The sequence below is a fragment of the Pseudomonas sp. H2_A10 genome (assembly GCF_054680085.1).
Genome location: NZ_CP162821.1, coordinates 2057983 through 2079909, shown reverse-complemented (window position 1 = coordinate 2079909; position 21927 = coordinate 2057983). Strand labels below are relative to the sequence as shown.

The 21927-nt window shown below is 61.0% G+C and carries 20 protein-coding genes and 1 pseudogene; 10 read left to right on the top strand and 11 right to left on the bottom strand.

Annotation, left to right across the window (positions count from 1 at the left end):
* Positions 1-7 precede the first annotated feature (7 nt).
* The 3 genes from AB4O23_RS09555 to AB4O23_RS09545 all read left to right on the top strand — a co-directional run bounded on the left by AB4O23_RS09555 (position 8) and on the right by AB4O23_RS09545 (position 3826).
* Positions 8-2572 carry a TonB-dependent receptor gene (locus tag AB4O23_RS09555; RefSeq protein WP_065876661.1) on the top strand — a complete coding sequence of 855 codons (2565 nt, stop codon included), beginning with the start codon at positions 8-10 and terminating at the stop codon, positions 2570-2572.
* A 134-nt stretch (positions 2573-2706) separates the two neighbouring features.
* On the top strand, positions 2707-3315 hold the full coding sequence (locus tag AB4O23_RS09550; protein ID WP_017529263.1) for a biliverdin-producing heme oxygenase: 609 nt from the start codon (positions 2707-2709) through the stop codon (positions 3313-3315).
* Positions 3316-3424: 109 nt separating this feature from the next.
* Positions 3425-3826, top strand: coding sequence for a YbaN family protein (locus AB4O23_RS09545; RefSeq protein WP_017529264.1), 402 nt, complete (start codon positions 3425-3427; stop codon positions 3824-3826).
* A gap of 96 nt (positions 3827-3922) precedes the next feature.
* On the opposite strand, the gene AB4O23_RS09540 is transcribed toward AB4O23_RS09545, so the two are convergent.
* The gene (locus AB4O23_RS09540; RefSeq protein WP_017529265.1) at positions 3923-4486 is read right to left on the bottom strand and encodes an NAD(P)H nitroreductase; all 564 of its coding nucleotides are present in this window, start codon (positions 4484-4486) and stop codon (positions 3923-3925) included.
* A gap of 138 nt (positions 4487-4624) precedes the next feature.
* Here AB4O23_RS09540 and AB4O23_RS09535 point away from each other — a divergent pair, with 138 nt between their 5' ends.
* The 3 genes and pseudogenes from AB4O23_RS09535 (at position 4625) to AB4O23_RS09525 (ending at position 8249) form a co-directional block, all read left to right on the top strand.
* On the top strand, positions 4625-6052 hold the full coding sequence (locus AB4O23_RS09535) for a di-heme oxidoreductase family protein (RefSeq protein WP_460150453.1): 1428 nt from the start codon (positions 4625-4627) through the stop codon (positions 6050-6052).
* Positions 6053-6083: 31 nt separating this feature from the next.
* On the top strand, positions 6084-7148 hold the full coding sequence (locus AB4O23_RS09530; protein WP_017529267.1) for an imelysin family protein: 1065 nt from the start codon (positions 6084-6086) through the stop codon (positions 7146-7148).
* Positions 7149-7150: 2 nt separating this feature from the next.
* Positions 7151-8249 (top strand): annotated as a pseudogene (locus tag AB4O23_RS09525) (DUF1513 domain-containing protein).
* An 84-nt stretch (positions 8250-8333) separates the two neighbouring features.
* On the opposite strand, the gene AB4O23_RS09520 reads toward AB4O23_RS09525, so the two are convergent.
* The 5 genes from AB4O23_RS09520 to colR form a co-directional block, all read right to left on the bottom strand.
* Entirely contained in the window at positions 8334-8561 is a 228-nt protein-coding gene (locus AB4O23_RS09520) for a hypothetical protein (RefSeq protein WP_017529269.1), read from the bottom strand.
* Complete coding sequence (locus AB4O23_RS09515; RefSeq protein WP_017529270.1) at positions 8558-9277, bottom strand: lipopolysaccharide kinase InaA family protein; 720 nt, start codon at positions 9275-9277, stop codon at positions 8558-8560. Before AB4O23_RS09515 ends, AB4O23_RS09520 begins: the two co-directional genes overlap by 4 nt.
* Positions 9278-9281: 4 nt before the next feature.
* Positions 9282-9962, bottom strand: coding sequence for a class I SAM-dependent methyltransferase (locus AB4O23_RS09510; protein ID WP_017529271.1), 681 nt, complete (start codon positions 9960-9962; stop codon positions 9282-9284).
* A 188-nt stretch (positions 9963-10150) separates the two neighbouring features.
* Complete coding sequence (locus tag AB4O23_RS09505) at positions 10151-11431, bottom strand: sensor histidine kinase (protein WP_065876663.1); 1281 nt, start codon at positions 11429-11431, stop codon at positions 10151-10153.
* Entirely contained in the window at positions 11421-12104 is a 684-nt protein-coding gene (colR, locus tag AB4O23_RS09500; protein WP_460150451.1) for a two-component system response regulator ColR, read from the bottom strand. The genes AB4O23_RS09505 and colR overlap by 11 nt, the downstream gene beginning before the upstream one ends.
* 201 nt (positions 12105-12305) lie before the next feature.
* Between colR and AB4O23_RS09495 the strand changes: the two genes are divergently transcribed.
* Both AB4O23_RS09495 and AB4O23_RS09490 read left to right on the top strand, forming a co-directional pair.
* Entirely contained in the window at positions 12306-14255 is a 1950-nt protein-coding gene (locus AB4O23_RS09495) for an LTA synthase family protein (RefSeq protein ID WP_065876664.1), read from the top strand.
* A gap of 51 nt (positions 14256-14306) precedes the next feature.
* A complete protein-coding gene (locus AB4O23_RS09490) occupies positions 14307-15026 on the top strand; it encodes a phosphatase PAP2 family protein (protein WP_460069853.1) in 720 nt (239 codons plus the stop codon).
* Positions 15027-15104: 78 nt separating this feature from the next.
* Here the strand turns inward: AB4O23_RS09490 and groL are convergent, their stop codons facing one another.
* The 5 genes from groL to AB4O23_RS09465 all read right to left on the bottom strand — a co-directional run bounded on the left by groL (position 15105) and on the right by AB4O23_RS09465 (position 19722).
* Positions 15105-16751, bottom strand: a complete 1647-nt coding sequence (gene groL / locus AB4O23_RS09485; RefSeq protein ID WP_017529275.1) for a chaperonin GroEL — start codon at positions 16749-16751, stop codon at positions 15105-15107.
* A 49-nt stretch (positions 16752-16800) separates the two neighbouring features.
* Complete coding sequence (locus AB4O23_RS09480) at positions 16801-17097, bottom strand: co-chaperone GroES (RefSeq protein ID WP_017529276.1); 297 nt, start codon at positions 17095-17097, stop codon at positions 16801-16803.
* Between the two features lie 247 nt (positions 17098-17344).
* Complete coding sequence (locus AB4O23_RS09475) at positions 17345-17821, bottom strand: FxsA family protein (protein ID WP_460062957.1); 477 nt, start codon at positions 17819-17821, stop codon at positions 17345-17347.
* 67 nt (positions 17822-17888) lie between these two features.
* Positions 17889-18620 carry a HugZ family pyridoxamine 5'-phosphate oxidase gene (locus AB4O23_RS09470; RefSeq protein WP_217855345.1) on the bottom strand — a complete coding sequence of 244 codons (732 nt, stop codon included), beginning with the start codon at positions 18618-18620 and terminating at the stop codon, positions 17889-17891.
* A 94-nt stretch (positions 18621-18714) separates the two neighbouring features.
* On the bottom strand, positions 18715-19722 hold the full coding sequence (locus tag AB4O23_RS09465) for a DUF481 domain-containing protein (protein ID WP_267864430.1): 1008 nt from the start codon (positions 19720-19722) through the stop codon (positions 18715-18717).
* A 210-nt stretch (positions 19723-19932) separates the two neighbouring features.
* Here AB4O23_RS09465 and AB4O23_RS09460 point away from each other — a divergent pair, with 210 nt between their 5' ends.
* Both AB4O23_RS09460 and AB4O23_RS09455 read left to right on the top strand, forming a co-directional pair.
* Positions 19933-20247, top strand: a complete 315-nt coding sequence (locus AB4O23_RS09460; protein ID WP_050554005.1) for an MGMT family protein — start codon at positions 19933-19935, stop codon at positions 20245-20247.
* Positions 20248-20290: 43 nt separating this feature from the next.
* Positions 20291-21823: an AmpG family muropeptide MFS transporter gene (locus tag AB4O23_RS09455; protein WP_017529281.1), complete on the top strand. Its 1533-nt coding sequence runs from the start codon at positions 20291-20293 to the stop codon at positions 21821-21823.
* The last annotated feature ends 104 nt before the right edge of the window (positions 21824-21927 follow it).

Below are 21927 nucleotides of genomic sequence, written 5' to 3'. Positions count from 1 at the left end.
GCTCTCGATGTCCTCTCGTTTCAATCGCCGGTCTTCTTCGCCCGTCCTGTCCTTGCTGACCGCCGCCATCCTGCTGGCCGGCGTGCCGGTGATGACCGCCAGCGCCGCCGAGCCCGCCGCGCGCAGCCACGGCAATTACACCTTCAGCATCGAGCAGCAGCCGCTGGTCTCGGCGCTCAACGCATTTACTGCCGTGACCGGCTGGCAAGTCGGCCTGCCGGCAGAGCTCGGCCAAGGCGTGTCGTCGCCTGGCGTGCGCGGCCCGCTGCCGCCGGAAAAAGCGCTGGACCGGCTGTTGGTGGGGACCAACCTGGGCTACCGCAAACTGGGCAATAACAGCATCGTGCTGGAGAAACGCGCAGCCGGCGGCACCCTCAACCTGCAGCAGGTGACCATCAGCGCCACTCGCAACGAACAGGATGTGAACAGTGTGCCCAGCACCGTCAGCGTGCATGAACGCGAAGCGCTGGACCGTCAGAACGTGAACACCATCCGCGAACTGGCGCGCTACGAGCCCGGCGTGTCGGTGGGCGGCGCCGGCACACGGTCGGGCAATGCCGGTTTCAACATCCGCGGCATCGATGGCGACCGCATCCTCACCCAAGTGGACGGCGTGGAAGTACCCGACAACTTTTTCAACGGCCCCTACGCCAAGACCCGCCGCAACTATGTCGACCCGGAAATCGTCAAGCGCGTAGAGATCCTGCGTGGCCCCGCCTCAGCCCTGTATGGCAGCAGCGCCATCGGCGGCGCGGTGAGCTATTTCACCCTCGACCCGGATGACATCATCAAGCCCGGCCAGGATGTCGGCGCCCGCCTGAAGACCGGCTACAGCTCCGCCGATGAGAGCTGGCTGACGTCCGGCACCTTCGCCGGTCGCGTGCAGGACTTCGACGGCCTGCTGCACCTGAGCCAGCGCAACGGCCATGAAACCGAATCCTATGACGGCAATAACGCCACCGGGCTGGACCGCACCGGCGCCAACCCGGAAGACGCGCGCACCACCAACGTGCTGGCCAAGTTGGGCTGGAACTACGGTGACGACAACCGCCTGGGCCTGACATATGAGAAGTACAAGGATGATCGCGACATCAACCTGAAGAACGCGGTGGGCGGCCCGTTCATCGGCGGGCGCGGTTTCAACCTGTACCGTGACCGTCGCGGCAACGACACCATTACCCGCGAACGTTTCGGCCTTGAAAACAGCTTCGCCCTCGCGTCACCGATAGCCGACCGTATCAAGACCAGCCTCAATTACCAGATCGCCAAGACCGACCAGACGACCGCCGAAATCTATCAGTCGGGCCGGCGCGTGATGCGTACCCGCGACACGCTTTACGAAGAGAAACAGTGGGTTTTCGACGCTCAGTTGGACAAAGCATTCAGCCTGGGTGAAACCGATCACCAGGTGACCTACGGCACGACGCTCAAACAGCAAAAAGTCACCGGGTCCCGCGAGGGCTCGGCCTATTGCCTCGCTGTCGGCTCCGGTTGCACGGCCATCGGCGCGCCCAGCCCGCAAGCCGGCGACAGCGTGAAGAAGTCCAGTGACTTCCCCGACCCGACCATCAACGCTTACTCCTTGTTCGCACAAGACCAGATCAGCTGGGATAAATGGACGTTCCTGCCCGCCGTGCGCTACGACTACACCCGGCTCAAACCCAAGCTGACCGAGGAATTCCTCAACACCGTGAACCCCACCGGTGCGGACCAAGTGAGCGACAAGGAAAAAACCTGGCACCGTGTTACGCCCAAATTTGGCCTGACCTACGCCCTGACCGATCACTACACATGGTTCGGCCAGTACGCCGAAGGGTTCCGCACCCCCTCGGCCAAATCCCTCTATGGGCGCTTCGAGAACCTGAACATCGGCTATCTCGTGGAGCCGAACCCCGACCTCAAGCCGGAAACCAGCAAGGGCATCGAAACCGGGCTTCGCGGGAAGTTTGACGAGGGGTCTTTTGAGATCGCGGTGTTCTACAACAAGTACCGCGACTTTATCGACGAAGACAACGCCGTGGTCGCGGGTACCGTCGAGCAGTTCAAGGCCGTGAACATCAAACGCGCCACCGTCAAGGGCGTAGAAGCCAAGGGCCGCCTGAACCTGGACGCATTCGGCGCGCCACAAGGCCTCTACACCCAAGGCGCGGTTGCCTACGCCCACGGCCGCAACGACGACAACGGTGAACCGCTTAACAGCGTCAACCCGCTCAAGGGCGTGTTCGGCCTGGGCTATGAGCAGGACAACTACGGTGGCCTGCTGAGCTGGACCCTGGTGAAAAAACAGAATCGCGTCGACAGCAGCACCTTTCACGCCCCCGACGGCAGCACCGAAGGCCCGTTCAAGACCCCGGGCTTCGGCATTCTCGACCTGACCGCCTACTACAAGGTGACCAACGACGTGACCCTCAACGGCGGCTTCTACAACCTGACCGACAAAAAGTACTGGAACTGGGATGACGTGCGCAGCTACGACAGCGTCGGCGAAGCCGCAGTGACGGGCCCCGCCAACCTTGACCGCCTGACCCAGCCGGGTCGCAACTTTGCGATCAACGTGGTCTGGGACATCTGACCACGCCTCCCTCACCTCGCCGAGATTTCGTCGGCCAGGTGAGGATTTTTTACTGTGCCGCGTCTTCTTGTTCGTCTAGTTGATAACCGCTCTCTTTAGGGCAACAAGGCGCTTCCCTTCTCAAGGACTTTTTCATGACCGCTTCCCCTACCGCAGAACGCCCAAGCCTGCGCTCCCAGCGCTTGAACCAGATCACCAATGAGCCGCACACCAAGCTCGATGCGCTGGTAAAAGCCCATGCACCGTTCGAAACCCAGGCCAACTTTGCCCGTTTCGTGGTGGCGCAGTACTTGTTCCAATCGGAACTGGTGGGCCTGTACAACGATGCCGAACTGATCAAGATCGTCCCGGACCTGGCCGCGCGCTGCCGCGCCGACGCCGCCAAACTGGACCTTGCCGACCTGGACACTGAAGTGCCCGCACCGGTGGCCGGCGCGCTCAAGAACCCAAGCAAGGCCCAAGCGCTGGGCTGGCTGTTCGTGTCTGAAGGTTCCAAGCTGGGCGCCGCGTTCCTGATCAAACGCGCCGTGGGCCTGGGCCTGAGCGAAACCTTCGGGGCCCGCCACCTGGGCGAACCGGCCGGCGGTCGCGCCGAAGGCTGGAAGAGCTTCACCCGCACCCTGGATGCTCTGCAATTGAGCGCCGAAGAAGAAGCCGCCGTGGAACAAGGCGCGGTCGATGCGTTTGTACGCTTCACCGTGTTGCTGGAACAGGCGTACGCTAGCGCGCCTGAACTGGCCTGACGTCTGAATTGAAATGCGATCAACTGTGGGAGGGTGCAAGCCCCCTTCCACCGTTAAACTGCATTTCAGTTCGCACTTTTGTAAACCTTCTCCCCAGATAAGTTTCACCATGACCGGTAAAACCCAATCCACCTCGAAAATCGTCCAGCTCCTTTTCGGACTGCTGGCCTACGTCAGCCTGGGCATCGGGTTGGTGGCGATTGTCGTGCCGGGTTTGCCCACCACCGAATTCATCCTGCTGGCTGCCTGGGCTGCCACTAAAAGCTCGCCACGCCTCAGCGCCTGGCTGGAAAACCACCGCCTGTTCGGGCCGATCCTGTTCAACTGGCGCAACGGCAAGATCATCGCGCGCAGGGCCAAGGTCAGCGCCACCGTGAGCATGCTGCTGTGCGCCATAGTGATGCTGGTGATGCTCGACCACGGCTGGCCGATTTACCTGGCCATTGCCGGCATGAGCCTGGGCAACCTGTGGATCTGGTCACGCCCCGAACGGCATGCCCAGCCGCTCTGAACGCTCCTGCACCGCCAACGATCCGCTCACCAACGCCATGAAGCCGCTGTGGGAGCGGGGTTTGCCAGCGCCCACATCAAGCAGCTCAGTGATCGTTCAAAGACCGTTCCAGGCTTGAACAAACTGCGCCACATCTTCCTTCGGCGCCGTGCGCGGTGGGTTTTGCGGCGTGCCCAGGTATAGGAAGCCAATCACTTCTTCATCCGGCTTCAGCCCCAGGCCCTTGGCGACATGAGCGGAGTAAGACAATTCGCCGGTGCGCCACACCGCGCCGATCCCCTGTGCGTATGCCGCCAGCAGAATGCCGTGGGCGGCGCAGGCAGCGGCCAGCAACTGTTCGGATTTGGGTACCTTGAAGTGTTCCTGCAAACGGGCAATCACCACCACCACCAGCGGTGCGCGCAACGGGCCGTTCTGCGCCTTGTCGATGGCGGCTTGCGGGGCGTCGGCGTCTTGCAGGCGCGCGGCTTCGGCCAGCAGCGTGCCCATCCGCTCGCGGGCGGCGCCCTCCACCGTGAGGAAACGCCAAGGACGCAGCTGGCCGTGGTCAGGCGCGCGCATGGCGGCGGCGAACAACACGTCGCGCTGCGCCTGGGTCGGTGCCGGCTCCAGCAAGCGCGGCACGGAAACACGGTTGAGCAAAGCGTCGATAGCCTGCATTGGTCACCTCCAAAAAAAATGTGCGGTCATTCTAGCGGGAATGAATCGGCTACCACCAAACGATAATTGCTCTTATTCATTCCCCCCGGCCCTGTTAGACTTTGCGACCAGATTTTTCGCCTTCGTTCAGGAAACTCGATGTTCCGCTCGCTTTTTCGTCTGTCCATCGCTTGCATGGCCCTGGGCCTCACTGCGTGCGATAACGCCCCCAGGTTTGCCAAGGTCGAGCCGGGTGAGGCGCGTGCGGGCGGCGCGGCGACGGTGAACAAGCGCGACCAGAACGCGTTTTCCCTGCCGTCGGCCAACCTGTCGCCCACGCGCCGCCTGGACTTCAGCGTCGGCAACAGCTTTTTCCGCAGCCCCTGGGTGATCGCGCCGTCCACCACCACCGCGCGTGATGGCCTGGGCCCGCTGTTCAACACCAACGCCTGCCAGAACTGCCATATCAAGGATGGCCGTGGCCACCCGCCGCTGCCCGACGCCGCCAATGCAGTGTCGATGCTGGTGCGTCTGTCGATCCCGGATGCGCCCGCCTACGCCAAACTCATTGAACAGGCCGGCGTGGTGCCCGAGCCGGTCTATGGCGGGCAATTGCAAGACATGGCCGTGCCCGGTGTAGAACCCGAAGGCAAGGTGCGCGTCGACTACACGCCGGTCAACGTCACCTTCAAGGACGGTACCGTCGTCGAGTTGCGCCAGCCAAACCTGCAGATCACCCAACTGGGCTATGGCCCGATGCACCCCGACACGCGTTTTTCGGCGCGCATCGCCCCGCCGATGATCGGCCTGGGCCTGCTCGAAGCCATCAGCGAGGCGGATATCCTGCGCAACACCGACGCGAAAACCGCCGATAAAGAAGCCCTGGTCGGCCGCGCGAATTGGGTGTGGGATGACGCTCGGCAAAAGACTGTTCTGGGGCGCTTTGGCTGGAAAGCCGGGCAACCCAACCTCAATCAACAAAATGTTCACGCGTTTTCTGGTGATATGGGCCTCACCACCTCCCTGAGACCCTTCGATGACTGCACCGATGCCCAAGTGGCCTGCAAGCAGGCGCCCAACGGCAACGGCCCCGACGGCGAGCCGGAGGTCAGCGATAACATCCTGCGCCTGGTGCTGTTCTACACCCGCAACCTCGCCGTACCCGTGCGTCGCGATGTCGACAGCCCACAAGTGCTGGACGGCAAGAACCTGTTTTACCAGGCGGGTTGCCAGGGTTGTCACAAACCGTCGTTCACCACCGCAGCGACGGCCGCCGAACCTGAACTGGCCAACCAAGTGATCCGCCCCTACAGCGACCTGCTGTTGCACGACATGGGCCCGGGCCTGGCCGACAACCGCAGCGAATTCAAGGCCGGCGGCCGCGACTGGCGCACCGCGCCGTTGTGGGGCATCGGCCTGACGCAAACCGTGAGTGGCCACACCCAGTTTCTGCATGACGGCCGCGCGCGCAACCTGCTGGAAGCCGTGCTCTGGCACGGCGGTGAGGCACAAGCGGCGCAGCAGCATGTGTTGTCCTTCAATGCCGAGCAGCGCGCTGCGTTGCTGGCGTTCCTGAATTCTTTATAAGCTTTGCCCCACTTACAGAAGGGAGCTCGACATGTTCCGTCCCAAGTTGTTGTTCACCAGCCTGGCCGCCCTTGCGCTGGGCGCCTGCTCGCCACAAGACCCGCAAGCCGTGACCTCGGCGGCGATCGCCAAGCAAGTGATCCTGCCGACCTACAGCCGCTGGGTCGAGGCCGACCGTCAACTGGCCGTCAGTGCCCTGGCCTACTGCCAAGGCAAGGAGAGCCTGGACACCGCCCGCGCAGACTTCCTCCACGCGCAAAAAGCCTGGGCCGAGTTGCAACCGCTGCTGATCGGCCCGCTGGCTGAAGGCAACCGTTCGTGGCAGGTGCAGTTCTGGCCGGACAAAAAGAACCTGGTGGGCCGTCAGGTAGAACAACTGGTCGCCAGCCAGCCGCAGATCGACGGCGCCGAACTGGCCAAGTCCAGCGTGGTGGTACAAGGCTTGTCGGCCTACGAATACATCCTCTACGACGCCAAGACCGACCTCGCCGACGCGGCACAGAAAGCGCGTTATTGCCCGCTGCTGGTGGCCATCGGCGACCGTCAGAAAGCCTTGGCTGAAGAGATCCTGGCCAGTTGGAATAGCACCGACGGCATGCTCGCGCAGATGAGCAAGTTTCCCAACCAGCGCTACGCCGATTCCCACGAAGCGATCGCTGATCTGCTGCGTGTGCAAGTGACCGCGCTGGACACCCTGAAGAAAAAACTCGGCACGCCGATGGGCCGCCAGACCAAGGGCATCCCGCAGCCGTTCCAGGCTGACGCATGGCGCAGCCAGTCGTCCCTGCAAAGCCTGGAGGCCAGCCTCGCCGCCGCCCAGACCGTGTGGGTCGGCGTCGACAACAAGGGCCTGCGCGGCCTGCTGCCGGCGGATCAGAAGCCATTGGCCGACAAGATCGACGCTGCCTATGCAGCATCGCTGAAACTGTTCGCCAGCAACCAGCGCACCCTCAACGAACTGTTGAACGATGACGCCGGGCGCCAGCAACTCAATGACCTCTACGACAGCCTCAATGTGGTTCACCGCCTGCACGAAGGCGAACTGGCCAAGGCGCTGGGCATCCAACTGGGCTTTAACGCCAACGACGGTGACTGATGATGCTCAGGCGACAGGCTTTGGCCATTGGCAGCGTACTGCTCAGCGCACTCACCCTGGGTGGCTGGACGCTGTTCAAAAGCAAAGACAAACGCCCGCTGCTGTTGTCGGCGCGGGATGATGCGGACGGCAAGCACTACGCCGTGGGCTACCACCTGGACGGCAAACCCGTATTTGCCACCCAGGTTGGCCAGCGTTGCCACGACATCATCAACCACCCCACGCTACCGATTGCGTTGTTTGTTGCCCGACGCCCAGGCACCGAGAGTTACCTGATCGACCTGCGTGATGGCGCATTGCTGCAAACCATTACCTCGAACGCCAATCGCCACTTCTATGGCCATGCGGTGATTCACCAGAGCGGCGACTGGCTGTACGCCACCGAAAACGACACCTCCGACCCCGGTCGCGGCTCTGCTCGGTGTGTATAAGTTCGAAGGCGAGCGGCTGGTGCACAGCGGTGAGCTTTCTACCCACGGTATCGGCCCGCACCAGGTGTCGTGGATGCCCGACGGCGAGACACTGATCGTGGCCAACGGCGGCATTCGCACCGAAGCCGAAAGCCGTGTGGAGATGAACCTCAACGCCATGGAGCCAAGCCTGGTATTGATGTGCCGCGACGGCACACTGATCAGCAAGGAAACCCTGGCGCAACAGATGAACAGCGTGCGCCACATGGGCATCGCCAGCGATGGCACCATCCTTACCGGTCAGCAATTCATGGGGCCGTCCCAAGAGCGTTCCGAGCTGCTGGCGATCAAGCGGCCAGGGCAGCCGTTCGTCCCCTTCCCGGTAGCCGATGAGCAGTTGCAGGCGATGGGGCATTACACCGCCAGCGTCGCGGTGCACAGCGAGTTGCGCCTGGTGGCGCTGACCGCGCCGCGTGGCAACCGCTTCTTTATCTGGGACATGGACAGCGGCGAGCTGCGCCTGGATGGGCCGTTACCGGACTGCGCGGGTGTCGGCGCGGTGGCGGATGGTTTTGTCGTCACCTCCGGTCAAGGGCGTTGCCGCTTCTACGATTGCCGCCAGCAACCGTTGGTGGCAACACCGCTGGAGTTGCCGGCGGGGCTCTGGGATAACCATCTGCACCTGATTTGAGCCGAGTTTGGCCGTTTCCCGGCGGTGAATAACGCAAAAAAAGGGCCTCGCATCGCAAGGCCCTTTTCGGCTGGCTTGATCGTTTCAACTCTGTGGCCTCATCCCTTGAGACATGCCAAACATGAACAGCAGCAGCTCGTGATCAGGCTTGGCCGCCACACTCGCCTTGGCGACACGCGGCAACAGGCATTGCGCGCCCTCCTGCGTTGCACTGAGTACCTGTGTGCGAGGCTGCTCCCACGCGGCCAGGGCCAAGGCAGCAACGCCCAACGCCCCCACCAGGAACAGACCTCGTGCTATTTCTAGCTTCATTTGGTTAAACCCTTGATAGCGCTGCCAAACGCCGTCTCGTAAAAGTAGCTGAGTTTTTGCCAGTCGCTATCGCTCCACGACGAATGGCGGCGCAGTTGCCGCATGTCATGGGACGCCGCCCGATGAGCGGTCAGGCGCTGGCGACATTTTTCAAAATCCAGCAGTGCCACGTCCACAGTGGCCGAGTCGCCCTCGCCCATCACCCGCACAAAAATATGCTTGATGTACAGGCAACCGTGCTGCCAGCGCCCCTTGTGCATACGCGCCAGGGTGCCGGCCAATTCCTTGAGCACACGCTCGTGCACTACTTCGCCGTAGCGTTCACGGCCACCGGCGGCGTACCAGTGTTCAATTTCGTCGAAACCGTCGAGCGCCGCTGTCACCAGCAGTGCCTTCCAGTGGTGATCCGCATCGCGACGCGCCTCGCAGAACACCAGCTCCGGTACGCGCACATCCAACAAGCGCAGGCCCTTGATGGCGTCCCGCTCGCGCAACACGGTGGGGCGACCGAACGGGTGCAGCCAACTGCGATAGATGTGCCCGGTCTGGCGCTTGCTGTAGAGCAAGCGGCCATTGGCGCTCATCACGCGTTGCACACCGCTTTCACCGCCGCGCCGACGATTGGGTTCCTCGACCCACTCGCCTTGCTGGCGCCAGAAATAATCAAACTTGTCTTCGGGAGCTACGTGACTGCCTGCTACGCACTCAACTGCCATCCTGCTACCTCTTGCGCAATACATACACTCGCCACATGGCGTACAACGGTATGAAGTCCAGAGACTCCTGGACACGAAAACCGGCTTCTTCGAACTCTGCCTCAACAGTAGCAGCTGGTAACACAAATCTGTTTTGGTAACTTTCCTGCTCACCTTTTCTACGCCGCTGCCCTTCGAGGCGCTTGCGTTTCCAGGCTTTGAAATTGCCGTCGACCCACAGCGAAATGATCACACTGTCGCGGGTAACCCGTTGGAACTCCCGCAATATCGCCAGCCGGTGCGCCGGGTCACCAATATGGTGCAGCAGGCGCATACAGAAAATGCTGTCGACCGCGTTATCTGGCAGGTCGATATCAAAGGCTGATGTCTGCAAGGGTCGTACCCGTTTCACAACTTCCGCGGGTTGGGCGACGGTTGCAACCTTCAACATCGACGCTGAATTGTCCGCGCCGATAATCACACGGTTGGGTTTCTCTGCCAGCAACGGCCAGAACCGCCCCGCGCCGCACGGCAGGTCCAGTACCAGGCCTGGCTCACCGGCCATCGCCAGGGCGCCACGAGCCAATTGCTCGTCGCGTTTATGGGACAGGCGACGCGCCAGATTGTCTTGATGCTTGAGTAAATATTCCCGCGCATGCTCATCGTCATACTTTTCGGAAAATTCGAGCTTGATAGGGTTAGACATCACTGATCTCCAGTTACTGATGCCTACAACGTTAAGCACCGAACTGTGATCAACAGGTCAACCATGTGTGAAAAACCTGTCCTGTCCAACCCCATACATTTCAAAACTTTACAGACATAAACAATATCATGGGGCCATCTTCGCCGAATGACGACGATGTTTGGGAGGATTGCGGCAGGGTGGACGGGTCAGGCGCCGGGCTGACCCAGTTCGACATGAAAGCGGCAGCCATTGGGCTCCATGGTGCTGAGGCTGACGCTCCAGCCCTGGTTCTCGCAGATCCGTTGCACCAGCGACAAACCAAGCCCCAGGCCATCACCACGCTTCTCGCTGCCGCGCACGAAGGGCTCGAACATCGCTTCGCGTTTCTCTTCTGGAATGCCGACGCCACTGTCTTCCACCACAAAGCCCGCCGGCTCCAGGGTCAGCCGGATAAAACCATGCTCGGTGTAATGCAAGGCATTGCGCAGCAGGTTGCCCATCACCGCATGCAGGAACGTCGTGTTGTAGCGCGTGTCCAGGGGGTTGCCTGGCTGGTAGATCAGTTCCAACCCCTTGTGTTCGATTTGTTCACGCCAGATGCCGAGCAAATCGTCCGCCACCTGGCTGAGGGTGACCTGGGCCGACATAGAGGCATCGTTATGCTGGGCGCGGGCCAGCATCAGGAAGGTCTGTACCAGCTCGCGCATTTCTTCGCAGGCACGGGCAATGCGCTGCACCTGGTTACGCCCGCGCTGGTCGATGGCCGGGTTTTCCAGCAACAGCTCGCAGGAGCTAGCCAATACCATCAAGGGGGTGCGCAATTCGTGGCTCACATCGCTGGTAAACAACTGCTCACGCGACAACGCCGCGCGCAGCCGCCCCAACGTGGCGTCGAACGCCACCGCCAGCTCACCCACTTCATCGGCCGCATAGTCCGGCGCCAGGGGCGGCGCCAGCCCCAGCAACTGGTCGCGGTGACGCACCTGACGCGCCAGGCGCACCACCGGCGCCATCACCTTGCGCGCCAGCACCCAGCCGAGGAACACCGCCAATGCCAGGCTGAGCACAAAGCCCACCAGCACCACGGCAAACAGCACACGCTCACGCTCTTCGAAATCGCTTTGGTCTTGCAGCAACACATAACGTCGCCCGTCAATCACTTCGACCATGGCGTGGTACGACAGCGATTCGCGAAATACTTCATGAAAGCCCGGCTCCAGATGCCGCAGGTCCTTGGGCAATTCAAAATCGCCCGGCCCGCCGCTGAAATAGAACAACTGGTCCGGCTCGGGTCGGTGGCGCCAGTCTTCGACCGTGTCCATCAGCAGCAAGCGTTGCAAGTCACCGCCCAGGCCCGCCGAGATCAACTTCTCTTCCACCAGGTGCACGGTCGCGATAATGCCCATGGCGAAGGCCCCCGCCACCAACGCACTCATCAACGCAAAGGCGATGATGATCCGCTGGGAAAGGCTTTGCTTAAACTCCATCACGCCCCTCGGCCAGACGATAACCAACGCCGTGCACTGTCTGCAGTAACGGTTTGGCGAAGGGCTTGTCGATGACTTGGCGCAACTGGTGGACGTGGCTGCGCAGGCTGTCGCTGTCCGGGCAATCGTCGCCCCACAGCGCCTCTTCGAGGATTTCGCGGCGCAGCACGTGCGGACTTTTTTGCATCAGCACCGCCAGCAGCTTGAGGCCGACCGGGTTGAGCTTGAGCAGGCGCCCTTCACGGGTGACTTCCAGGGTGTCGAGGTCATAGCTCAAATCGCCGACCTGCAAGGCGCGGCGGTCGCCGCCCTGAGCACGGCGCAGCACGGCTTCGATACGCGCGGCCAGTTCCGACAGAGCAAACGGTTTGAGCAGGTAATCATCGGCGCCGGACTTGAAGCCCTGCAACCGGTCGTCCAACTGGTCACGCGCGGTGAGCATGATCACTGGCGTGTCGCGGCGGGCGTCTTCGCGCAGGCGCTTGCACAGGGTGTAGCCATCGATACCGGGCAGCATGATGTCGAGCACGATCAGGTCGTAATGCTCGGTGGCCGCCAGGTGCAGGCCCGACAAACCGTCCTGCGCACAGTCCACGGTGTAGCCCTTGAGCCCCAGGTAATCCGCCAGGTTGGCCAGAATATCGCGGTTGTCTTCAACCAATAAAATTCGCATGGGCAGTGTCTCCGTACGCGGTAACGGCCGTGTTGGCTCGCGCAGCTTAAGGCCAAGCGGGGCTCAGGGATAGAGCCGGAAGGTGCGTCGATAAGGGTTTTCAACCGATTCAACCGTTCAACGAGTTTTTCACTATAGCTTCACAAACTGACTACAGCGTCAGGACGAATATCGCCGCCCATTGATATAAGGAACATGGACATGGGGTTTTTCAAATCGGCGCCAATGCGCTATCTGCAGTTGATCACCGGTGCCTGGCTGGTGGTTTTCCTGCTCACTCGCAGCGTGCTGCTCATTACTCACCTGGACGAAGTCGGCGGCAACCTGCTGCCGGTGTTTGGCGTCGGTGTGCTCTACGATCTGGGTTTCCTGGCCTATGCGGCGCTGCCGCTGGGACTTTACTTACTGCTCTGCCCTGCGGGACTGTGGCGCCGCCGTGGACACCGCTGGTTCCTGCAGGCGGTGTTGACCGTGAGCCTGTTCGCCATGCTGTTCACCGCGGTCGCCGAATGGCTGTTCTGGGACGAGTTCGGTGTGCGCTTCAACTTTATTGCCGTCGATTACCTGGTGTATTCCGACGAGGTGCTGAACAACCTGCTGGAGTCCTACCCGATCGGCAAGCTGCTGAGCCTGCTGGCGATGCTGGCCATTGTGCTGAGCCTGGCGCTGCGCAAACCGTTCAACGCGGCGATGAACGCTCCGCTGCCGGCCCTGCGCGGCCGCGTGTTGAACGCCGTGGCGCTGCTGGTCGTCGCCGGCCTCAGCCTGCAACTGATCAGTCAGGACAGCCCGCGCACCCAGGGCGGCAACGCCTACAAGAACGAGCTGGCGAGTAACGGCCCCTATCAGTTTTTCGCCGCGTTCCGTAACAACGAGCTGGACTACACCCAGTTCTACAAAACCTTGCCAACCGACGTGGTCGCCCAGCAATTGCGCGCCGAACTCAGCGAACCCAACGCCCGCTTCGTCGGCCAGGACCCGCTGGATATCCGGCGCGAGATCAGCAACCCCGGCACCTTGCGCAAACCCAACATCGTGCTGGTGACCATCGAAAGTTTCAGCGCCAAGTACATGGGCAGCAATGGCGATGGGCGCAACCTCACGCCTAACCTGGATGAGCTGCGTAAACAAAGCCTGTATTTCAATAATTTCTACGCCACCGGCACCCGTACCGATCGAGGCCTTGAGGCCATCACCCTGGCGATCCCTCCGACGCCGGGGCGCTCGATCGTCAAGCGCATTGGCCGCGAGAGCGGGTTCGCCAGCCTCGGACAACAACTCTCCGCCATCGGCTACGACAGCGTGTTCGTCTACGGCGGGCGCGGTTACTTCGACAATATGAACGCGTTTTTCAGCGGTAACGGTTACCGGGTCGTAGACCAGAGCAGCGTGCCCGAAGCGGAAATTTCGTTTAAAAACGCCTGGGGCATGGCCGACGAAGATCTCTACAAACAGACCCTCAAGCTCGCCGACGCCGACTACGCCAGGCAGCAGCCGTTTTTGCTGCAACTGATGACCACCTCCAATCATCGTCCCTACACCTATCCGGATGGGCGCATCGACATCAAATCCGGCAATGGTCGCGACGGCGCGGTGAAATACACCGACCACGCCATCGGCGAATTCCTCGCCGCTGCGCGCAAGAAACCGTGGTTCGATAACACGATCTTTGTGTTCGTCGCCGACCACACCGCCGGCAGCGCGGGCAAGGAAGACCTGCCCATCACCAACTATCAGATCCCCTTGTTCATCTATGCGCCAACGCTGATCGATGCCCGGGAAACCGCGCAATTGGCCAGCCAGATCGACATTGCGCCGACGCTGTTGGGCCTGATCAACCTGAGCTACGAGTCGACCTTCTTTGGCCGCAACCTGCTGCAGGACAACCCACTGCCGCCTCGGGTCGTGGTCGGCAACTACCAGCATCTGGGGTTGTTCGACGGCACGGACCTGGCGATCCTCAGCCCACGCCTGGGCCTGCGTCGCCATGACCAAGCCCTGGGTGAGAGCCAGGAATTGCGGGTGAACAGCGATGATCCATTAATCCAGCGCGCGATCACCTACTACCAGGCCGCCAGCTATGGGTTCAAACAACAATTGCTGAGTTGGAGGGGGCACAAGGACGAGGCCCCAGCGCTGAGCACACGCTAAACAGAGCGTCCCGCACAGGTGAGTGCGGGACGTCTTCGATCAAGGTCCGCCATGCCATCCCCTCCCGTTGCGCCGGCTTCCAAGCCGCTTGATTTTCGGCTATACCTGGGCATTCCCGCCGCCGCCGCGCTGGCATTGCTGTTGCTGGAGCTGACGCCACTGGACATGGCTCTCGCCAAACGGTTCTACAACGCGGCGGAGGGCGGCTTCGTCGGTCGCTACAGCTTCTTGCTCGAAGACATCCTGCATGACCGCGCCAAGCAGTTGGTGATCCTGTTTTCGGTCATGGCAATCCTGGGGTTTGTCGGCACATTTATCCTGCAACGCCTCAAGCCCTACCGCCGCGAACTGGGCTGCCTGGTGCTGTCCCTTGGACTGGCGACCGCCTTTGTTTCACCGTTGAAAACCCTGACCGGCGTGCAGTGCCCGTGGAGCCTCAAGGAGTTCGGTGGCGAGGAAACCTACAGCACACTGTTGAGCCATCGCCCCGCCACCGATAAACCCGGGCGCTGTTGGCCCGGCGGCCATGCGGCCACCGGGTTCGCCCTGTTCGCGCTGTTTTTTGCACTGCGTGACCGCAAGCCGCGGATGGCCCGCTACGCATTCCTCTTCGCGGTCGGCTTGGGCAGCATCTTTTCAGTGAGCCGCATGCTGCAAGGGGCGCACTTCTTTTCCCACAATGTGTGGACGGCGATTTTTTGCTGGCTGATCTGCCTGGGCCTGTATGGTTTGTTGCTGTATCGGCCATCGAGGCCCTTGGCGCCGCGCTGAACCTCAGACAGCGCGCACAAAAAAGCCCCGCCTGCATCACTGCAGGCGGGGCTTTTTCAGTACAGGGGTAAGGCTGGCTTACATCATGCCGCCCATGCCACCCATGCCGCCCATGTCTGGCATACCGCCGCCAGCCGAGCCTTCTTTCTTCGGTGCATCAGCGATCGCCGCTTCGGTGGTCAGGATCAGACCGCCGATGGAGGATGCTGCTTGCAGCGCCGAACGGGTCACCTTGGTAGGGTCCAGGATGCCCATTTCGATCATGTCGCCGTAGACGCCAGTCGCAGCGTTGTAACCGTAGTTACCTTTGCCGTTCTTGACTTCGTTAACCACAACGCTTGGCTCGTCGCCGGAGTTGGCAGCGATCTGGCGCAGCGGTGCTTCAACAGCACGACGCAGCACAGCGATACCGACGTTCTGGTCAGCGTTGTCGCCGGTCAGGCCGGTCAGGGCTTCCAGAGCACGGATCAGCGCAACGCCACCGCCAGGTACCACGCCTTCTTCGACGGCTGCGCGGGTTGCGTGCAGGGCGTCTTCAACGCGGGCTTTCTTCTCTTTCATTTCAACTTCGGAACCGGCGCCAACCTTGATCACTGCAACGCCGCCGGACAGCTTGGCCAGACGCTCCTGCAGTTTTTCACGGTCGTAGTCCGAGGAGGTTTCAGCAACCTGCGCACGGATCTGGGCGATACGGGACTCGATGTCGCTTTCAACGCCAGCACCGTCAACGATGATGGTGTTTTCCTTGGAGATGGTCACGCGCTTGGCGCTACCCAGGTTTTCCAAGGTGGCGCTTTCCAGGCTCAGGCCGATCTCTTCGGAGATAACGGTACCGCCGGTCAATACGGCGATGTCCTGCAGCATGGCCTTGCGACGGTCGCCGAAGCCTGGAGCCTTGACGGCTGCGACTTTGACGATGCCACGCATGTTGTTCACAACCAGAGTGGCCAGGGCTTCGCCTTCAACGTCTTCGGAAACGATCAGCAGTGGGCGGCCGGCTTTGGCCACGGCTTCCAGTACTGGCAGCATTTCGCGGATGTTGGAGATCTTTTTGTCGACCAGCAGGATCAGCGGGCTGTCCAGCTCAGCAACCATGGTGTCTGGTTTGTTGACGAAGTACGGGGACAGGTAGCCACGGTCGAACTGCATGCCTTCTACAACCGACAGTTCGTTTTCCAGGCCCGAGCCTTCTTCAACGGTGATCACGCCTTCTTTGCCGACTTTTTCCATGGCTTCGGCAATGATGTCGCCGATGGAGCTGTCGGAGTTGGCGGAAATAGTACCCACCTGGGCGATAGCCTTGGTGTCAGCGCATGGCTTGGACAGGTTTTTCAGCTCGGCAACGATGGCGATGGTCGCCTTGTCGATGCCGCGCTTGAGGTCCATCGGGTTCATGCCGGCAGCGACGGCCTTGTAGCCTTCGTTGACGATGGCCTGAGCCAGAACGGTAGCGGTGGTGGTGCCGTCGCCTGCGTCATCGTTGGCACGGGAGGCAACGTCTTTGACCAGCTGCGCGCCCATGTTCTCGAAACGGTCTTCCAGTTCGATTTCTTTGGCTACGGAAACGCCGTCCTTGGTGATGGTCGGAGCGCCGAAGCTCTTCTCGATGATCACGTTACGGCCTTTCGGGCCCAGGGTCGCTTTTACTGCGTCAGCCAGGATGTTGACACCGGTGAGCATTTTCTTGCGGGCGGAGTCGCCGAATTTAACTTCTTTAGCAGCCATGATCGATATTCCTTAAATACTTTGTAGTAACGGGAAAATGAGCGGGAAATCAGCCTTCGAGTACGGCGAGAATTTCGTTCTCAGCCATCACCAGCAGGTCTTCGCCGTCGATTTTCACAGTATTGCTGCCGGAGTAAGGGCCGAAAACAACCTTGTCACCCACTTTCACGGCCAGTGCGCGGACATCACCGTTTTCCAGGGTCTTGCCTGGGCCCGCAGCGACGATCACACCGTGGTTGGCTTTTTCAGCAGCCGAACCTGGCAGAACGATGCCGCCAGCGGTTTTCTTTTCTTCTTCGCTGCGACGGATGACGACGCGGTCGTGCAGAGGACGAAGCTTGCTCATTGTCGATCTCTCCTAATTGTGTTTTTCATCGGCCGGTATCAATTCCGGCGGGTTAAATTCCGGCGGTGCCGGTCGCGGTTCGCTGGGCGAAACGCGGAAGTCTGTCTAGTGTCACCACCAGAAACCTTGCGGTGACCGATACATAAGGGCGCATAAGCTGATTACAAGGGGGCGTAGATGAAATTTTTTGTGTCTGCGGCCGGGGAAATGCAACACGGCACCCAAAGGTGCCGTGCCGATGAAGCAGTTATTTGCTGTCGCGGTGCTCGAACTCGCCTTCAATCACATCGCCTTCGCGCCCCAGCGGCTCGCGTGGAACCGGGCCACCGCGCGATTGCAGGTCGTCGGCGAACGCTCGTTGGCGTATCGCCGCTTCTTCGGCGCGCTGGCGCATCTTGCCGGCCAGCAGTTTGCGGGTGAACGGCAGCAGCATGACCAGGCCGATCACATCGCTGATAAAACCCGGCAGGATCAATAGGCCACCCGCCAGGGCCATCATCAGGCCTTCGAGCATGGTCTGGGCCGGCAGCTCGCCGCGGTTCAGGCTTTCACGGGCACGCAGCGCCGTCGCCAGCCCGGCGACGCGCAGCACCAGAACGCCGAGCATCGAGCCGAGAATGATCAGCAACAGGGCCGGGAAAAAGCCGATCGCACTGCTGACTTGAACGAATACGAACAGCTCCAACACCGGGAACAGCAGAAAGAGCAATAAAAAAGGGCGCATCAAAAGAGTTCCTCAACGCAAGAATGCCTTGCAAGTACACACTAGATGCCGCCACCCCTGCCTGAATTCAAGCTGAAGCCGGTTCTTTTTTTGGCCATGCCTGGGCATGAGCCAATGAAACGAGGGCTTCGCGCACTTGTGTCGGAGTGTTGCAAGACTCGGCAAAGGGCAACCAGTACAGTGATTGGCCAATGCGCAGGTGCATGCCCTCGCTGTCGATGCCGGCCAGTTGCGCCGGCTCGGAGGCGGGCAGCCCCGCCAGGTCGACATAGTGAGCAATTGCCTTGGCGTGATCGCTGTTCATGTGGTCGACCATACTGCGCTCGGCCTTGCCGAAGAACGGGTTGGTCAGGCTCAACTGGTCGATCCAGTGAATCGCGCCAAAGCCGCCGATATAGCGGTGGCGAACCGGCTTGAGCACCCAAAAGTCGAAATCGTGAGCCTTGTGGTAATTGGCCGAATCAGGAAAGTAGCGGTAGTAACGCTCGGCGGCCGCTTCAATGGCAGCGGTGTCTTCCAGCTTCTCGGCTTCGGCCAGATAGGTCAGGCGCCCCACCGCCTGCACATCATCCGCCTCGCGCTCGCCCACCAACAGCGAGCACTTGGGGTCTTTCTGCAGGTTGTGGGTGTGTTGGGCGATGCGGCTGATCAGGATCAGCGGGCGGCCCAGTTCGTCCAGGCAGTAAGGCACCACCGAACCGAACGGGAAGCCAGGCATGGCCTTGGATAATGTGGAGAGGGCTCCACGGTATTCCTTGAGCAACAGCTCTCGGGCGTTCTTGGCAACCTGTGCGCTCAACGTATGACTCCTCGGGTATTCAGCCGCCCACAGTCTATGGGAATCGATCTCAACACACGGTAATCAATATACGCACCGGTTGCCAGGGACTCGATTACCAGGCCACGCCGAAGCCTGCGGTGTAGCGGGTCTTGCTCAAGCTGCTTTCGGAGTCGCCGCTGATCATGTCGCGCTCGGCCTTGAGGTTGAGCGATGCCCATTCGGTGACTTTGTAGCGCAGGCCCATCTCAGCATCGAGAGAGTAGTCGACGGGCCCATCGATCGGCCGGCCCAGTTCCCCATTGGTGAAGAACTCGACGGTCTTGCCCACCAGGTAGCGGTTGTAATTCCATTTCATGGCCACCGAATAGAAGTTGTCTTTACCGCCTTCGGCATATTCATAGTCGGTACGGTTGACCAGCGAACCGAGGGAGAACGCCCCCAACTCGTCGTCCCAGAACTGGTACCCCGGGCCGGTACCGACGGTGCGTTGGCGGGCGAGGTCTTCGACTTTGTCGCGCTTGTAGGTCAAACGCCCCTGCCAGAACCAGTGCTCGGTGAGGAAACGGTCCAGGTCGTATTCCAGCGCCCAGTTGTCCGTGGTGCTCACATCATCCTGGAACTCGCGGTTGTATTCGCCCTGGCCAGTGTGACGCCATTGGCCATGACGCGCGGTGGTCTTGAAATCGATGTCGTAATCGTTGGTATCTTTCTCGGCGCGCTTATAGTCCAGCGCCATGTCGACGTTGCCCTTCCACACCAGGTCTTCAATCACCGGCTTGGGCTTGATGATTTGCTGGATGCTGGCCAGTTCGACGGTCTTGGGCGCCTCGCCATTGGCCAGCACTACTTTGCCGTCATCCGCAGCCTGCAGGGACTTGGCCTTTTCGCCGGTATAGGCATCCTGCTTGACCAGCAGTTCCTGTTCACTTTCGAGGGTCTTGACCTGCTTCCAGTCCACCGGGATGGCGCCGGCGTAATCGGTCTGGATCAACAGCTTACCGCCGTCGAAGACCTTGATCTTGCCGGTCAGGCGGTCACCGTTCTTCAACCAGACGGTGTCTGCTAGCAAGGGGGTTGAGGCGCTGAGAACAGCTAGGCACAGCAGGGTTCTGGACAACATAAGCGTATTCGAGGCTCGGGCTTTGGCAAAAAGAGGGCATTATCGTGTTAGATAACGTCTGAGCAAGGACTGACTCAAGGATCGGGGTTGAGTTCAACGCTCACCACCATGTTTACAGACGTTTCTTACAAATATGCCGACGATTTCAACGGATCGCGCCATAAACCGGATAGCACCACAGTGAATCAATCAGCCCAAACCCCCGCCGAAATGCGCCGCACCGCGCTCTACCTGACTTTGGCGCAAGTCCCCGCTGGCTGCGTGGTGAGCTACGGCGAACTGGCGCAACTGGCTGGGCTGGGGCGCGCGGCTCGGTGGGTCGGGCGCACCTTGAGCCAACTGCCCGAGGACAGCCGACTGCCCTGGCACCGCGTGCTGGGTGCCGGTGGTCGGATAAGTCTGCCGGCGGGCAGTGCCTCGGGCGACGAGCAGCGCGCGCGTTTGCGCGATGAAGGCGTCACGGTGCGCAACAATCGCGTGGATATTCAGCGCCATGGCTGGCGCCCGGTAGAGCACAGCGGTTAGAGTGCGCGCTTTGTTTTCGCAAACCTGAGGCAGACTCCAGCCCATGCCCCGTAAAACCTGGCGCGCCGCGCTCGCTGCCTATGCCAGCCCCTCGACGTTAGTGCTGTTGTTGCTCGGCTTTGCCGCCGGCTTGCCTTACATGTTGGTGTTCTCGACGCTTTCGGTGTGGCTGCGCGAGGCCGGTGTGGCCCGCGAGACCATCGGCTATGCAAGCCTGATCGGTTTGGCGTACGCCTTCAAATGGGTCTGGTCGCCGCTGCTCGACCAATGGCGCCTGCCGCTGCTCGGCAAACTCGGACGTCGACGTTCCTGGCTGGTCTTGTCCCAGTCGCTGGTGATCCTCGGATTGATCGGCATGGGCTTCTGCGACCCACAGAAACACCTGTCCTGGCTGATCGCTATTGCCGTGGTCGTGGCCTTCGCCTCCGCCACCCAAGACATCGCGGTCGATGCCTATCGCCTGGAAATCGCCGACGACAGCCGCCAGGCCGCCTTGGCCGCCAGCTATATGTCCGGCTACCGCATCGCCGCCCTGCTGGCCACGGCCGGCGCGCTGTTCTTTGCCGAAGGCTTCGGCTCCACCGGTTTCAACTATAAACACGCGGCCTGGACCGGCACCTACGTGCTGTTCGGCGTGCTGATGATCCCGGCGCTGCTGACCACGCTGCTCATGCGCGAACCGAATGTGCCATTGCGCACCCAGTTGCAGGCCGGACGCTACAGTTTTGTGCACCAACTGGTATCGGTGTTTGTGCTGATTGTGCTGCTGGTGTCGGTTCCGGCGATGTTTACCCAACTGTTCAACACCGATTTCGCCAGTGTACTGTTCCAGGGTGTCAGCCTGTGGGACCTGCTGATGGAAGACCGCGCCTTCCTGCGCGCCATCCTCTATATCACGCTGACCGCCTTATGCCTTTCGGCCATGGGCCGCCGTGGGCTTGCGCCGGTGCTGACGCCGGTCAATGACTTTATCCTGCGCTACCGCTGGCAGGCCCTGCTGTTGCTGGGGTTGATCGCCACCTATCGCATGTCCGACACCGTGATGGGCGTGATGGCCAACGTGTTCTATATCGACCAGGGCTTTACCAAGGACCAGATTGCCGGGGTCAGCAAGATCTTCGGCCTGATCATGACCCTGCTCGGCGCCGGCATGGGCGGCCTGTTGATCGTGCGTTTCGGCATCCTGCCGATCCTGTTTATCGGCGGTGTGACGTCGGCCGGCACCAACCTGCTGTTCGTGATGCTTGCCGACATGGGCCCGGACCTGCAGATGCTGATCTTCACCATCTCCCTGGACAACTTCAGCTCGGGCCTGGCCACGTCGGCGTTTGTGGCCTACCTGTCGAGCCTGACCAACCTCAAGTTCTCCGCCACCCAATATGCGCTGCTCAGCTCGATCATGCTATTGCTGCCACGCCTCATCGGCGGGTATTCGGGCGTGATGGTGGAGAAGTTCGGCTATCACAACTTCTTTATGATTACCTGCCTGCTGGGTGTGCCAACGCTGCTGCTGATTGCGTTGCACTGGTATCAGGAAAACCGGCGGATTCGGTTGAACCCACCCGCCGAAGACTGACACAACTCGGTCAATGTGGAGGGGGCTTGCTCCCGATAGCGGTGGGCCAGTGCGCTATAAGCGCCTGACCCTGCTATCGGGAGCAAGCCCCCTCCCACAGACCC